The organism is Prevotella sp. khp1 (genome assembly GCF_900102205.1).
Classification (GTDB): Bacteria; Bacteroidota; Bacteroidia; order Bacteroidales; family Bacteroidaceae; genus Prevotella; species Prevotella ruminicola.
In genome coordinates this window covers 59653-75541 of sequence record NZ_FNJZ01000002.1, presented here as the reverse complement: position 1 = coordinate 75541, position 15889 = coordinate 59653, and the positions used below count along the sequence as shown (strand labels likewise).

Genomic DNA, 15889 nt, shown 5'->3' with positions numbered 1-15889 from the left:
ATTAAACATTAAACATTAAAGATGAAATATCAACTATTCTTATCATTGGCATTGTGTGTGGGGCTGGGAGCCTCGGCACAAACATTGCCTTACCAGAACCCGAACCTCTCGGCTAAAGAGAGAGCCGTTGACCTTTGTAGTAGACTGACTTTGGAAGAGAAAGCCATGCTGATGCTGGATGAGAGTCCGGCCATCCCCCGCTTGGGCATCAAGAAATTCTTCTGGTGGAGCGAGGCGCTGCATGGTGCGGCTAACATGGGTAATGTAACCAATTTCCCTGAGCCTGTAGGTATGGCTGCGTCGTTCAACCCTCATCTGCTGTTTAAGGTGTTCGATATCGCATCTACCGAGTTCCGTGCTCAGTACAATCATCGTATGTACGACCTGAATGGCGAGGATATGAAGATGCGTAGCCTCTCTGTTTGGACACCAAACGTGAACATTTTCCGCGACCCTCGTTGGGGCCGTGGACAGGAAACCTATGGCGAGGATCCCTATCTTACCAGTGTGATGGGCGTGCAGGTGGTGAAAGGCTTGCAGGGTCCTGAGGATGCCAGATACCGTAAGCTCTGGGCCTGTGCCAAGCACTATGCCGTGCACAGCGGTCCTGAGTACACACGTCATACTGCCAACCTGACTGATGTGTCGGCCCGTGACTTCTGGGAGACTTATATGCCTGCCTTCAAGACATTGGTAAAGGATGCGAAAGTGCGCGAGGTTATGTGTGCCTATCAGCGCCTGGACGATGATCCCTGCTGTGGTTCAACCCGTCTGCTCCAGCAGATATTGCGCGATGAGTGGGGCTTTGAATACCTCGTTGTGAGCGACTGTGGTGCCGTTAGCGACTTCTACGAGAACCATAAGTCGTCGTCGGATGCCGTACATGGAACATCGAAAGCCGTCTTGGCTGGTACCGATGTAGAGTGTGGCTTTAACTATGCTTATAAGAGTCTGCCCGAAGCAGTCAGAAAAGGTCTGCTCTCTGAGAAGGAGGTTGATAAGCACGTGATCCGTTTGCTCGAAGGTCGTTTCGACCTGGGTGAGATGGATGATCCGTCGCTGGTGGAGTGGTCGAAGATTCCTTATTCGGCTATGTCGACCAAGGCTTCGGCTAACGTAGCACTGGACATGGCCCGTCAGACCATCGTACTGCTTCAGAACAAGAACAATATCCTGCCTCTGAAGAAGAATGCCGAGAAGATTGCCATTATCGGTCCTAATGCTCATAACGAGCCTATGATGTGGGGAAACTATAATGGTACCCCAAACCATACCGTTACCATCCTGGATGGTGTGAAGGCTAAGCAGAAGAAACTGGTTTATATACCTGGCTGCGACCTGACAAATGATAAGGTGATGGAGTGCCATCTGGCTACCGATTGTGTGACTCCCGATGGTAAGAAAGGCTTGAAGGGCACATTCTGGAACAACACAGAGATGGCTGGAAAGCCCTTTACTACCGAATACTACACCAAACCGGTAAATGTAACCACTGCAGGTATGCACGTGTTTGCTCCCAATCTGCCTATCGAGGATTTCTCGGCTAAGTACGAGACAACCTTTACAGCCAAAGAGGCTGGCGAGTATGTGGTAAATGTGGAGGGTACTGGTCATTTCGAGCTCTATGTCAATGGCAAGCAGCAGTTTGTGAACCATATCTGGCGTGCTACACCAACACGCACGGTGCTGAAAGCTGAAAAGGGTCAGAAGTTTGATATTGAGGTACGTTTCCAGACCGTGAAGACATGGGGTGCTTCGATGAAGATCGACGTGGCTCGCGAGCTGAATATCGATTATCAAGAGACCATCGCCCAGCTGAAGGGTATCAATAAGGTGATTTTCTGTGGTGGTATCGCTCCCAGTCTGGAGGGCGAGGAGATGCCTGTAAACATCGAGGGCTTTAAAGGTGGCGACCGTACCAGCATCGAACTGCCTAAGGTGCAGCGCGAGTTCCTGAAGGCCCTGAAGGCTGCAGGAAAGCAGGTGATCTATGTAAACTGTTCGGGTTCGGCTATTGCCCTGCAGCCAGAGACAGAAAGCTGCGATGCCATCGTACAGGCCTGGTATCCTGGTCAGGAGGGTGGTACAGCTGTGGCCGACGTGCTCTTTGGCGACTATAACCCAGGCGGAAAACTGTCGGTAACCTTCTATAAGAACGACCAGCAGCTGCCCGATTATGAGGACTACTCGATGAAGGGGCGTACCTATCGCTATTTTGATGATGCGCTGTTCCCCTTCGGCTATGGCTTGAGCTATACTACTTTCGAGGTGGGCGAGGCTAAGGTTGAGGCTGCTACCGATGGTGCGCTTTACAATGTACAGATACCTGTGACCAATACCGGCACCAAGAACGGTAGCGAAACCATCCAACTGTATATCCGTAACCTGCAGGATCCCGACGGTCCACTGAAGAGTCTGCGTGGCTTTGAGCGTTTGGATATCAAGGCCGGTAAGACGGCAACAGCCAACCTGAAGCTGACCAAGGAATCGTTGGAGTTCTGGGATGCTGAGACAAACACCATGCGAACCAAACCCGGAAAGTACGAGATACTCTACGGAACCAGTTCGTTGGACAAAGATCTGAAAAAACTGACCATCACTTTATAGTGGTGGTCTTTTTTTGACGTAACAAAAGTGTAGTGGTGATAATCATAAACAGGGCTACACAGCCTGCAATCACGTAGAACCAGTAATCAACAACAGGTTTCTCCTTGATTTTCTCCCAAATCTCACGAAGCACTTCCTGGCGGTCGCCACTGTCGCGTAGATAGCTGCAACGGCTGATGACGTCCTTGGTGGGATACATCACGCTATCTACATGAACGGCAGTTGCTTCAGGGCCAAAGAAATAACTCAGATCGATGGCAGGAAGACTGTCGTTGGTAACAGCTTGCAGTATCTCGGGTGTGCCGATGGCCGAACTGTAGCCTGTTTCTTCCATACACAACAGGGCTATATCAGGTCGGCACAGGAAGTTTATCCAGAGGCTGGCGGCCTTGATATTCTTACAGGTGGTGGGAATCACCCAGCAGTCGGCCCAGCAGTCGCTACCCTCGATGGGTACAACATACTGCAGGTTGGTGTTGTCGCCTGCCTCGTCGATAGCCCATCTGGCGTCGCCGTTCCAGGTTATACTCATCCAGTCCTTGCCGGCTGACATCAGGCGCTTGTCGTCCTCTACATCAAAACTCTTCATCTGTGGACGGGCCGACTCCAGCAAGTCCTCGACAATAGCGATGTTGCGGTTGGTGAGGTAGGCGGCCAACAGGTTGCGGTTGGCTACGCCCGACTTGATGTCATCGTAGAATGCGTAGTTGATAAACACGTTATAGATATCGCTGAACGAGTCTTTCATAATCACCTTGCCGCGATATTTCGAGTCGAACAGGAATGCCCAGCTGTTTACCTCTTCGGGTTTAACAAATTTGGTGTTGATGAGTACGCCTGTGTTACCCCATAGATAGCCTACGGTGTAATCCTTGGCGGTGATGCCCTGTGCCTCGCCGATGTGCTGTAGCATGTTGTCGATGAAGGGTGAGGTGCCATGCAGGTAGTTAGGAATGCCTTGAGCCACGAAACTGGTGTCGATAGGGGTGAGCATCTTGTGTTTCATCATGCGTTCGGCCAGATATTCGGGTGGACAGAACACATCCACCTCTGTCTGCTGGTCCTTTATCATGTCGAAACACTCTTCAGGATAGTCGTAGGTTACGTAGCTTACCTTGATAGGCTGGCCTGTAACCTGCTGGTACCATTTCTCAAACTTCTCTATAACGCCTACACCAATGTAGTCGCCCCAGTTATATACCTTCAGTATCTGTTGACGGTCCTGTGCCTGTATGGCCAGACTGCAACACAAGGCAAGAATAGCGGTTGCTACCCGTTTCATATCGTTCCTTTTTTTGTTTAGCGCTCTTCGTGCTCCTTCATATAGTCGCGTGGCGACATACCGTAGAATTTCTTGAATACGGTAGAGAACGAGGCTGAGTTTGCAAATCCACATGCATACATCACCTCGGTAACGTTCATGCCTTGGTTGGCCAGCAGCTGGGCGGCCTTCTTCAGGCGGATATTGCGGATAAAGTCGTGAGGTGTCTGGCCGGTAAGGTCCTTCATCTTGCGATGCAGGTGTACACGGCTGATACCAACAGTATCGGCAATCATATCTACACTCAGGTCGGAGTTGTTCAGATTCTTGTTGATGCACTCCATGATACGCTCCAGCAGCTTCTCGTCGGGCGACTTGAGTTCAATCTCGTCAATCTGTTCCTCCAGGCTGTCGTTGCGCTCGTACTTCAGGCGCAGCAGACGGTGCTTGTTAATGAGGTTCATGATGGTGCGGCGCAGAATCTCCATGTTGAATGGTTTAACGATGTAGGCATCGGCACCAGTCTCCAGACTCTCCAGTTTGTCCTCGTCGCGGTTCTTGGCGGTGAGCAGTACTACTGGGATAGAATTGGTGTTAGGATTGGTTTTGATGCGGGTACACAGGGTGTTACCATCCATCTCGGGCATCATGATATCACTCAGTACCAGGTCGGGCTTGGTGCGGATTACCTCGCCAAGTGCCTCGCGACCATTGGTGCAGGCATGTATATCGTAATCCTTCGAGAGCTCGCTCTCAAGGTAGTTGCGAATCTCCTCATCATCTTCGGCAATCACCAGAGTGAGCTTGCGGTTGCCAGGTGTCATCTCGCTCATCGGGTTAATCAGCTCTGTCTCGGGCTCCTCTTCCAACAGCAGTTCGGGGGTGATGGTCTCGGCGGCCTCGGCTGCTTCGGCTTCGGTAATCATCTCGTCAGCATTCAGATGGCTGTTGCCCATAGGGATGGTAATCACAAACTCACAGCCCTTCTCCAGGTTGTGAACGGTAATGGTACCATGGTGCAGCTCAACCAGCGAACGGGTAAGGTCGAGACCGATGCCAGTGCCCACATAACGGTCGTTGAGCGTGGTGGGCGTCTGATAGAAGCGGTCGAAGATCTTGTTCATCTTATCCTCGGGGATGCCTTCGCCATTGTCGTAGATGGCGATAGTGGCCGATTCGTCAGTATGACTGATGCGAATGCCTATCTCGCCACCGGTTGGGGTGTACTTGAAAGCATTCGAGAGTACATTCATAAGTACCTTATCGAAGTTCTGGCGATCTATCCATACAGGAATCTTATCGCTATCGTGTTCGTAGATAAACTTAATCTGCTTGGTCTTGGCCTGATTATCAAACAGGTCGTAGATATCCTTGGCAAAGCTTACCAGGTTGGTCTCACGCATTCGCATCTGCATCTGACCCTTGTCGATCTTTCGCAGGTCCATCATCTGGTTAATCAGACTGAGAATACGCTCGGCATTACGACGGATGGTTTCGTAAACTGCTTTGCGGCTGGGATCGTTGTCGTTCTTGATAAGCGAGAGCAACGGTGTGAGAATCAGTGTCATTGGGGTGCGGATCTCGTGACTCATGTTCATGAAGAAACGCAACTTGGCCTCGCCCATCTCTTCGGCATGGATATGGGCCTGGAGGCGCAGCTTATCCTGCTCCTTATGGCGACGGTAAACCAAATACTGCCATACAAACATACCGATAACCATAGCGTAGAAGAAATAAGCCCAAGCCGAGCGGTACCACGGACTGTGGATAACCACCGTGAACTCTCTTACGGGTGTTTCTACGTTATTGCGCTCGGCCTTAACCCTGAATCGGTAGGTGCCTTGTGGCAGGTGCGACAGGGTAAGCACGTTCTCGCCTGGCTGCAAGCGGTTGAATGGCTCGCCATTAATACTATATAAATAAGATATGTGTTCAGGGTTCTCGTAGGTAAGGGTCGAGAACTGGATTGAGAACGTGTTATCGCTATAGCTGAGTTCGAAACGGTTGCTGGCAATGATGGTAGTATCGGTAACCAGATAACTGCCTGAATGGGTGGCACGACTTACCTGCTGACCATTGATAGAGAAGGACGTGAGCTCAACCTCAGCCTCCCACTTGCTAGGAGCAATATGGTGAGAGTCGAACCACGAGATACCTGCTGTGCCACCCATGGTGAGGATACCATCGGGCGACATGAATGAGGCACCATCGCTGAACTCGTTACTCTGCAGACCATCATCCACAAAATAGTTCTGCCAGATATCGGATTTAGGTGTGAAACAGCTCAGTCCGTGGTCGGTACCTATCCAAAGACGGCCTTGCAGGTCGCGTTCGATGGTGGCAATACCGTTATCGGCCAAACCATCAGTACGGGTATATTGCTGGGTTTTGTGGGTACGCAGATCGTAGCGGAACAAGCCCTCGTTGGTACCATACCACAGGTTATCGTCGTATTCGCGGGTAATTCTTACAGGGGTGCTGTAGTTCAGACAGTTCATACCAAAGGTGCTTGTCCAGCTGTTGGCTGGGATGTCGAGACAGCATAAGCCCATACTGGTGGATACATACAAACGTTTGCCATCGGGCGACAGTTGAACCTGCGATACATAATCGTTGGTAATGCAGTTCATCTTCCTGTTCTTATCAGCGCCTGCCTTCATTTTGTAAATGGCCAGCACACGTCCGTCGTTGGGGTCCATCTTCACAATGCCATGTTTCATGGTACCCAACCATAGGTAGCCATCGTTGCCCACGGCTATGTCCATTACAATCAGGTTGGGATCCTGTGGGAATGGTACACGGTGATACTGGAAGGTGACAGGATCAACCCAGCCGATACCTTCGCGGTAAGTACCTAACCAGATACGTCCCTTCTGGTCTTCGGCCAGCGATACGATGACTGATGGATACTGGTCCTTGAGGTGTTTGGCTGCTTTGGTATAGAAATCATAGCAGTAAAGCCCGTCCTTATCGGTACCCACCCATACGCGCTTCTTGCTGTCTAAGATGACGCTGATGACGCAGGCTGTACCTAATATATTATGTGAGCCAAGCTTGTGGCCCATGTAATTAAAGCCCTTGAAACTGCTGGGTTGCATAAAGATACCCTTCTGCAGTAATCCGAACCACAGGTTGCCGCTCTTGTCCTCGGTAATAGAGTAAACCTTACTCATGGGGAGATTAACTTCGAGCGAGAAGAATGGGTTATCAATCAGTTCGGGTTTGCGGGGATTATAGAGGGCTATACCCTGACCATCGTAACCAATCACAATGTTACCATCGTGGGCACAATAGAGCGATGATACGGCTTTAGTACCTGTTTCGGCAATGTGAACGAACGTGTCGCCCTGCATTCTGAATACACCGCAGTTGGTGCTACCGGCATAGATGATACCATCGGCACCTTCGCAGAGGCATGAGAACACCACGCTGGGCAGGTTCTGCATATGGCGCTTGACGGTCTTGCCGTTGTATGAGATGAGGCCCATGTGCTCTGTAACAATCCACAGGGTACCTGTACGGTCCTCAATCATACTGTTAACGGTGTGTATGGTCGCCAAAGGTCCCTTCTCCTGATAGGCTGTCTTCTGATCCTTGAACTTCAGGATACCTAAGCCAGAGGTTCCTACCAGTACGTCGCCATTGGCACGTTCCAGGAAGCAGTTGGGGTAACTGTGACCGGCGTTGCCGTTCTTGTCGTACATGGTGACATTATGGAATTTGGTGCCGTCCCACGTTTGCAGGGCGCCATACATACCAAAATAAAATAAGCCTTTGCGATCTTGCATCATACTGTTCACATAGTTGCTGGCCAGTGAACTGTCGTGCTCGTTCTCTTTCTTGAATACGCGGAACTGATAACCATCGTAGCGATTGATACCGTTACGGGTGGTTGTCCAGATGAATCCCTCGTTATCAAGATATACTTGTGTTACAAAGCTGCTTGATAATTGATGATCGGTAGTGAAGAACTTTCCCCTTTGGGCGAAAGCACTCAACGAGAGAAGTGAAGTAGCTAGAGTCAGTATATACTTAACTTTCATTGTTTTGTTAGTAATTAAATGGTTGCGTTAGTCGTTTTATTGTTTATATGTTGCAAAGATAGTGCATTTTTCGTGATGTAACAAACAAATGTTACAAATATTAAAGTTTTTGATACATTTAATGTGGTTTTACTCCCAAAAATGCCCTATCTTTGCGCAAAATTATATAATTTGTAACATTCGTAGTGATGAATAAAAAACTGATTTTGTTGAAGACATTGGCATTTTTGGTGTGCGTAACAGCTGTCTCTCAGTTGAAGGCGGCCAGTCAATTTGTGTCGTTCCTGCCAGAGGCTGATGCCTGGCAGTTGAAGAACCTGACTGTTGGCTTGAGTCAGAAAGAGCATAGTTGTGTGCAGCTGGCAGCCAAAAATCTCTTGGTGGATTTTGAGAAGGTAACGGGGCAGAAAGCATCGCTCTCGGAGGGTGCCGCCGAGGTGCTGGTTGGTACGGTGGGGTGTAACCCGCAGATTGACCAATGGGTGAAGCAGGGTGTGCTGTCTGGTTTGAAGGGTAAGACCGAGAAGTATATCATTAAGACCATCGGCAGTCAGCTGGTGATTGCCGGTAGTGATAAGCGTGGTACGGTATATGGAATCTATGAGCTGTCGAAGCAGATAGGTGTGTCGCCATGGTATTATTGGGCCGACGTACCAGTAGAGAAGCATGCTGCTATATATATTAAGAAAGGTGAGTATACCGACGGCGAGCCTGCTGTTCGCTATCGTGGCTTATTCCTGAATGATGAGGCGCCTTGCTTGACTACATGGGTAAAGAATACTTTTGATACCAATTATGGTGGTCATCAGTTCTACGAAAAGGTGTTTGAGCTGATTCTGCGTCTGAAAGGTAACTACCTGTGGCCAGCCATGTGGGGATGGGCTTTCTATGCCGATGATCCTGAGAACCTGAAGACAGCCGATAGGATGGGTGTGATGATGGGTACGTCGCATCACGAGCCTATGGCACGTAACCACCAGGAGTATGCTCGCCATCGTAAAGAGTGGGGTGCTTGGAACTATTCTACGAATAAAGATAATCTGGATCGCTTCTTCCGTGAGGGTATCGAGCGTATGAAGAATACCGACGACATTGTGACCATTGGTATGCGTGGCGATGGTGATGAGGCTATGGGAAACGGTACTGATACGCGTTTGCTCGAGGAGATTATCAATAACCAGCGTCGTATTATTAAAGAGGTGACCAAGCGTCCGGCTAAGGAAACACCTCAGATCTGGGCCTTATATAAAGAGGTACAGGATTATTATGATGCCGGTTTGCGTGTGCCCGATGATGTAACCATTCTGCTTTGTGACGATAACTGGGGTAACGTGCGCCGTATTCCTACTGCCGAAGAAAAGAAACGTAAAGGCGGATGGGGATTGTACTACCATGTAGATTATGTGGGTGCGCCCCGTAACTCGAAGTGGATTAATGTAACGCCCATTCAGAATATGTGGGAGCAGTTGCAGCTGGCCTACAATGGTGGCATCCAGAAACTGTGGATACTGAATGTAGGTGATCTGAAGCCAATGGAGTATCCTATCCAGCTGTTTATGAATATGGCTTGGGATCCTGCTAAGTATCAGGTTGACAATCTGTTGGATCACACCCGTGATTTCTGTGCCGAGAGTTTTGGTGAGGCGCATGCAGATGAGGCTGCATCAATCCTGAACCTGGTTTGCAAGTACAACGGACGTATCACCTCGGAGATGTTGGATGCACGTACCTATACCTGTGACGAGTTTGAACGTGTGGTAAACGAGTACAAGGCCTTGGAAACCCGTGCGTTGCGTTTGTTTTTAGAGTTGAAACCTGAGTGCCAGGATGCTTATCGCCAGCTTGTGCTCTTCCCTGTACAGGCCATGGGTAATATCTATGAGATGTATTATGCACAGGCCATGAACCTGCAGCTGGCTAAGAATCATGATCCAGAAGCCAACGAGTGGGCCGACCGCTGTCGTCAGGCTTTTAAACGCGATTCGTTGCTGTGTAACTATTATAATAAGGTGATGGCCCGCGGTAAGTGGGATGGCATGATGATCCAGAAACATATCAGCTATCGCACATGGAACGATAACTTCCGTGCCGATGTTTGCCCACGTCTGGTTGAGGTGCCCACCCCTGTCAGCGGACCGGTATTCTCGTCCAGCGGTGGTTATATCAGCATAGAGGCTGAGCATACCTATAGTCGTGAGGATGCTAAAAATGCTACTTGGACTGTGATTCCTTATATGGGGCGTACGTTGAGTGGCATCTCGCTGATGCCTTATACTGCTTCTACCGATCAGGCCAAACTGACTTATCAGTTCAAGGCTGCTGATGTAAAGACAGTAAAGGTGCATGTGGTGACAAAATCAACTCTCGACTTCCTGGATAAGGGTGGCTTGATTTACGACGTGGCTATCGATGGCAAGCAGCCCGTGGCTGTGAACTTTAATAAAGACCTGAACGAGAAGCCTGAGAATATTTACACGGTTTACTACCCAACGATTGCCAAGCGTGTGGTTGAGATGGTAGTGGAGTTGCCAGTTGATGCCAATGAGAAGGTACACACACTGACCCTCCATCCTCAGGATCCGGGCATCGTTTTCGAGAAGATAGTGATTGATCTGGGTGGTTATCAGTCGCAGTATCTGTTCGGTAAAGAGTCACAAAAAGCGTACAATTTACAATAAAAACTAACTCTATATTATTAGTTTTCTTTGTTTTCTGTAACACGGACTTTATATTTTGTAACATTTTTCTTTAATTGTTACTGAATATAAAGTTTGTGTTTCTTCTTTTTAAACCTTTTTTTACTTAAAATATGTACTTTTGCGGCCGTTTTAGTCTGTAAGTCGAAAAAGTATGTAGAATCAAAACAAGTTTTTTTTATCTCAATTAACTATAGTCAAATTATGTATCAAAATCAATCAAAATGAAACAGCTAACAAGTCTTTTGAAACGTGCTGTTCCTTCTTTGCTTCTACTTTTCTGCTCTGCTTTCGCGCAGGCGCAGGTAGGCAGTGTTAGCATTAAGGGATCGGTCGTTGACAATGCGGGTGAGCCTCTGATTGGCGCATCGGTTGTTTTGAAGGGAAACACTGGTCAGGGTACGGTAACGGACTTTGACGGTAATTTCCAGTTGAAGGTTCCTTCTGAGAGTTCTGTTATTGTGATCTCTTATGTGGGAATGAACACTCAGGAACTGAAGGTGGGCAAGCAGCGCACTTTCAAGGTGACACTGACCGACAACACCAAGTTGACGGAAGTGGTAGTAGTTGGTTACGGCCAGCAGAAAAAAGCCTCGGTGGTAGGTGCTATTACCCAGACCACAGGTGAGGTGCTGGAGCGTGCCGGCGGTGTGAGCAACATTGGTGCTGCCCTGACAGGTAATCTGCCTGGTGTAGTAACCATGCAGTCTACTGGTATGCCAGGTGATGAGGATCCAAAGATTGTGATCCGTGGTATTTCTTCTTGGAACTCAAGCGATCCTCTTGTATTGGTGGATGGTATTGAGCGTTCACTCGGAAGTATCGACATCGCCTCTGTACAGAGCATTTCTGTACTGAAGGATGCCTCTGCTACAGCCGTGTATGGTGTGAAGGGTGCCAATGGTGTTATTCTGGTTACTACCAAACGTGGTAATGATGGTAAGGCCAAGATCGAAATCGGTATGCAGGCTACTGCCAAGGTGGTTTCACAGCTGCCTGGAAAGCTGCACTCAGCCGATGCACTGGCCGTTCGTAACCAGGCTATCGAGCATGAGTTAGGTCTCACTCCTTCTTCATGGGGTAAGATTACACCAGAGGGAATCCTGAATAAGTATCGTAACCCTATCGATCAGGCAGAGCGCGAGCGCTATCCTGATGTGGATTGGCAGGACGAGCTCTTCAAGAAGATGGCTTTCTCTTACAATCCTAATGTAAACATCTCGGGTGGTACCAAGGCCGTCAAGTACTTTGCTTCGGTTGACTTCCTGCACGAGGGTGACTTGTATAGGGAGTTTGATAATAACCGTGGTTATAATGCCGGTTATGGTTTCAACCGTATCAACGTACGTTCAAACCTGGACTTCCAGATTACTAAGACAACAGTCTTGAAGTCGAACCTGTTCGGTAGTCATGGTCAGAAGAAGGGTCTGTATGGTATCGACACCGGTTCATGGTATGAGAGTCAGTTGTGGCAGGCTGCCTACAGCACACCAACAGATGCTTTCATGCCTCGTTACAGTGACGGAACATGGGGTTACTATCCCGACGACACTCAGGGTGCCCATAACTCTATGCAGGATATTGCAACTGGTCATGGTTCGGCCACCAATACTACTACGCGTGTAAATACCGACTTTATCCTGGAACAGGATCTGTCGTTCATCACACCAGGACTCCGTGCTTCGGCTACAGTATCTTGGGATAACGTGTTTGTTGAGGTGAACCGTGGTATCAACGATATGAACCACTCTACACAGACCAAGTGGATTGATCCTGAGACAGGTCTGGAGAAGTATTCTCAGCCTCAGGACAGTAAGACCAACTTCGACTACCACGAGGGTATCCTCTGGAGTACTAATGGTGGTTCTATTCAGAACTGGAACACACAGCGTAACCTGTTCTATCAGGGACAGTTGTTCTGGGGCCGTCAGTTCGGTCAGCACGATGTAACTGCCATGGGTGTATTCAACCGTACAGAGCGCACATGGGGTGGTAACTTCACCAATTATCGTGAGGACTGGGCCTTCCGTACCACTTATAATTATGGTGGCAGATATTTCTTTGAGTACAATGGTGCTTACAACGGATCAGAGAAGTTCTCAAGTGCCAACCGCTTTGCTTTCTTCAACTCAGGTGCAGTAGGTTATCTGATTAGTGAGGAGAAGTTCTTCCAGCCTTTGAAGAAGTATATTGGCATGCTGAAGTTCCGTTACTCTTATGGTGAGGTTGGTGATGACTATATCAATAGTCGTTGGCTCTATGCTACACAGTGGGCATATGGTGGTAACATTCAGCAGGGCCTGCAGACAGAGACCAGTCCTTACACATGGTATAAAGAGTCTTCTGTAGGTAACCCCGATGTACACTGGGAGAAGGCTATCAAGCAGAACTTAGGTATCGACTACTCTCTGTTGGATGGTTTGTTCGCCGGATCGATTGAAATCTTCCACGAGAAGCGTTCCGACATTCTGATTGCTGGTGCTAACCGTTCTATTCCTTCTTATTATGGTGCTACACCTGCCACTGCTAACCTGGGTCGTGTTCGTACCAAGGGTTATGAGTTGGAACTCCGTGTAAACAAGGTGCTTCATAATGGCATGCGTTTCTGGGGTAACTTCAACATGACTCATGCTGAGAATAAGATTCTGGAGTATGATGATGCTCCTGGACTGCCCGATTATCAGAAGCAGACCGGCTTTGCCATTGGTCAGGATCATGCAAACCTGACATCTGGCTATGCTAACACTTGGGACCAGGTTATCGGTATGACCGATTTCAATACCAATGATGATCAGAAACTGCCTGGATCGTACATCATCCACGACTACAATGGTGATGGTGTGATTGATTCAAACGATTCAGCTCCATATAGTCTGACTGGCACACCACAGAACACCTATAGTGCTTCTATCGGTTGGGAGTGGAAGGGCTTCAGCCTCTATATGCAGTTCTATGGCGTACGTAATGTGGTTCGTTATGTAGCCTTCAACTCTCTGCCTGGTGGAAAACTCGATACCGTATATGATGAGGGTAGTTACTGGACCGTGGATAACATGGATGCCGACGCACCTATGCCACGTTGGGGTTCTAAGCCCGACTATTACGAGGGCACACGTTTCCACTATGATGGTTCATTCATCCGTCTGAAGAATGCTGAGATTGCCTATACATTCACTCAGCCTTGGGTTAAGAAGATGGGTGCACAGAGTCTGAAGGTATTCCTGAATGGTAACAACCTCTGGGTATGGAGCCGTATGCCAGACGACCGTGAGTCGAACTTCGCTGGAACTGGTCTCGCTTCACAGGGAGCCTATCCTACTGTTAAGCGTTTTAACTTAGGTCTTAAGATCAACCTATAAAAAAAGAAAACAATGAAATTTCTAAATAAGTATATAATGATAGGTGCTGCTGCCCTGACCCTGAGTCTGGGTATGACTTCGTGCACCGACTATTTGGACAAAGCCCCAGAATCAGATATCTCTGATACTGACGCCTACAAGGATTTCCATAACTTCCAGGGCTTTGTAGAGGAATTATACTATTGTCAGCCTGATCCTACCAACGGTTACTGGACTAACTCTTGGAACTGGGGTGAGGATGAGATTATGAACATCAATGTGAACTATCACATGTGTTATAAGGTTGACCAGGGTGACTTCTGGGGATGGCAGAGTGAATTCGACGGATGGCAGTCTGGTTGGATGGATCGTGCTAGTAACGAGACAACCAGTGCTAATGGTCCCGACCGTTTCAAGCACTCTATGTGGCCTTTGGCATGGTATGGTATCCGCAAGGCTAACATGGGTATCGAGAATCTGGATAAGATCACCGCTACCAAGGAGGAGAAAGATCTGATTGCCGGTCAGCTTTACTTCTTCCGTGGTTGGTTCCACTTCATGTTGATGCAGTACTTTGGTGGTCTGCCTTATATCGATTCTGTTCTTCCCGCTGGTGAGAAACTTACTTTGCCTCGTCTCTCTTATGCCGAGTGCGCTGAGAAGGCTGCTGCCGACTTCCGTAAGGCTGCCGACCTGCTGCCTGTTGACTGGGATAAGACTACTGTAGGACGTGTAACTGCAGGTAAGAACCAGTTGCGTGTAACTAAGATTGCAGCCCTCGGTTATCTGGGTAAGGATCTATTGTGGGCTGCCAGTCCTTTGATGAACGAGGAGTCGACAGGCGCTACTACCTATAATAAGGACTTTGCTAAGCGTGCTGCTGAGGCATTTGGTGAGCTGCTGAACATTGTTGATGGTGGTAACACACAGTTCGGTCTGATTCCATTCGACGAGTACTCTGAGAACTTTGTGACAATGGATGGTTCAGGTAAGATGCCTGGACAGAATAAGGATAATACCATCACCGAGGCTATCTTCCGTGGTCCTACCTATGGTTCTGGTTGGGGTTGCTCGGCCTGGGGACAGGTAAAGTGCTATGGTGGTATGGATATCAACGACAGTGGTGTAACCTTTATGCCAACTGCCAACTATGTAAACTACTATGGTATGGCTAACGGTCTGCCTTTGGATGATAGCGATTCTCAGTTTGATAAGACTCATCCTTGGAAGGATCGCGACCCACGTTTCTATCATGACATCAAGTATGATGGCTGTCAGATGATTGTAAAGGAAGACGACGGCTTCAAGGATTGGCGTTATGCTGACATGCAGACCAATGGTAAGTATCGTGATGAGTACCGTGGAACCCGTACAGGTTACTTTAACTATAAGTTCGTTTCTACCAAGTGTAACAAGGTGGACGATGGTTATGGATGGTCGCCACAGATTCACATGCATATCCCCTGGATGCGTTTGTCGGATGTATACCTGATGTATGCTGAGGCTGCTGCCGAGGCTACTGGTAGTGCTACAGGTTCTGTAGGTTGCAAGCTGACTGCTGTTGACGCAGTAAACAAGGTGCGCGAGCGTGCTGGCGTAGCTGCTGTTGCCGATAAGAACACTGCTTCACTCGACAATTTCATGAGCGAGGTTCGTCGTGAGCGTGCTGTAGAGCTCTCGTTCGAGGGGCACCGTTTCAACGACTTGCGCCGTTGGCTCCTCCTGGATAAGTATCCTTATAACATCAAGACATCACAGGAATTCTTGCGTGTAGGCGATATGAATGTGGATGATCCTACAAAGAACACTGTTGCTGAATGGAGCGAGAAGGTGATTCTGAAGCGTAATTTCTCTAAGAAGCACTACTGGCTGCCACTTAAGAAATCGGATACAACACTTTATCCTGAGTTTGGTCAGAATCCAGGATGGTAAGATCATCAATAC

At 48.5% G+C, this 15889-nt stretch carries 6 protein-coding genes; 4 read left to right on the top strand and 2 right to left on the bottom strand.

The genetic code is table 11. The features are described from left to right. The first annotated feature begins 21 nt into the window (after window positions 1–21). The gene (gene xyl3A, locus BLR73_RS06345; RefSeq protein ID WP_091860274.1) at window positions 22–2607 is read left to right on the top strand and encodes a xylan 1,4-beta-xylosidase; all 2586 of its coding nucleotides are present in this window, start codon (window positions 22–24) and stop codon (window positions 2605–2607) included. Here xyl3A and BLR73_RS06340 read toward each other — a convergent pair. Together BLR73_RS06340 and BLR73_RS06335 are read right to left on the bottom strand one after the other, a co-directional pair. Beyond that, window positions 2597–3889 carry an ABC transporter substrate-binding protein gene (locus BLR73_RS06340; RefSeq protein WP_084162961.1) on the bottom strand — a complete coding sequence of 431 codons (1293 nt, stop codon included), beginning with the start codon at window positions 3887–3889 and terminating at the stop codon, window positions 2597–2599. The genes xyl3A and BLR73_RS06340 overlap by 11 nt on opposite strands. A gap of 17 nt (window positions 3890–3906) precedes the next feature. After that, window positions 3907–7911 carry a hybrid sensor histidine kinase/response regulator transcription factor gene (locus BLR73_RS06335; protein WP_091860268.1) on the bottom strand — a complete coding sequence of 1335 codons (4005 nt, stop codon included), beginning with the start codon at window positions 7909–7911 and terminating at the stop codon, window positions 3907–3909. Window positions 7912–8099: 188 nt separating this feature from the next. On the opposite strand from BLR73_RS06335, the gene BLR73_RS06330 reads away from it, so the two are divergent. The 3 genes from BLR73_RS06330 to BLR73_RS06320 all read left to right on the top strand — a co-directional run bounded on the left by BLR73_RS06330 (window position 8100) and on the right by BLR73_RS06320 (window position 15877). Beyond that, window positions 8100–10589, top strand: coding sequence for a glycosyl hydrolase 115 family protein (locus tag BLR73_RS06330; RefSeq protein ID WP_091860266.1), 2490 nt, complete (start codon window positions 8100–8102; stop codon window positions 10587–10589). A 242-nt stretch (window positions 10590–10831) separates the two neighbouring features. Next, window positions 10832–13966, top strand: coding sequence for a SusC/RagA family TonB-linked outer membrane protein (locus BLR73_RS06325; RefSeq protein WP_091860263.1), 3135 nt, complete (start codon window positions 10832–10834; stop codon window positions 13964–13966). Between the two features lie 12 nt (window positions 13967–13978). Then, window positions 13979–15877 carry a RagB/SusD family nutrient uptake outer membrane protein gene (locus BLR73_RS06320; protein ID WP_041386357.1) on the top strand — a complete coding sequence of 633 codons (1899 nt, stop codon included), beginning with the start codon at window positions 13979–13981 and terminating at the stop codon, window positions 15875–15877. Window positions 15878–15889 lie beyond the last annotated feature (12 nt).

What these genes read in the sequence shown, in the direction of transcription:
- BLR73_RS06335 (WP_091860268.1), bottom strand. Translation starts at nt 7,911, where the DNA reads ATGAAAGTTAAGTATATACTGACTCTAGCTACTTCACTTCTCTCGTTG.
- BLR73_RS06340 (WP_084162961.1), bottom strand. Translation starts at nt 3,889, where the DNA reads ATGAAACGGGTAGCAACCGCTATTCTTGCCTTGTGTTGCAGTCTGGCC.
- xyl3A (WP_091860274.1), top strand. Translation starts at nt 22, where the DNA reads ATGAAATATCAACTATTCTTATCATTGGCATTGTGTGTGGGGCTGGGA.
- BLR73_RS06320 (WP_041386357.1), top strand. Translation starts at nt 13,979, where the DNA reads ATGAAATTTCTAAATAAGTATATAATGATAGGTGCTGCTGCCCTGACC.
- BLR73_RS06330 (WP_091860266.1), top strand. Translation starts at nt 8,100, where the DNA reads ATGAATAAAAAACTGATTTTGTTGAAGACATTGGCATTTTTGGTGTGC.
- BLR73_RS06325 (WP_091860263.1), top strand. Translation starts at nt 10,832, where the DNA reads ATGAAACAGCTAACAAGTCTTTTGAAACGTGCTGTTCCTTCTTTGCTT.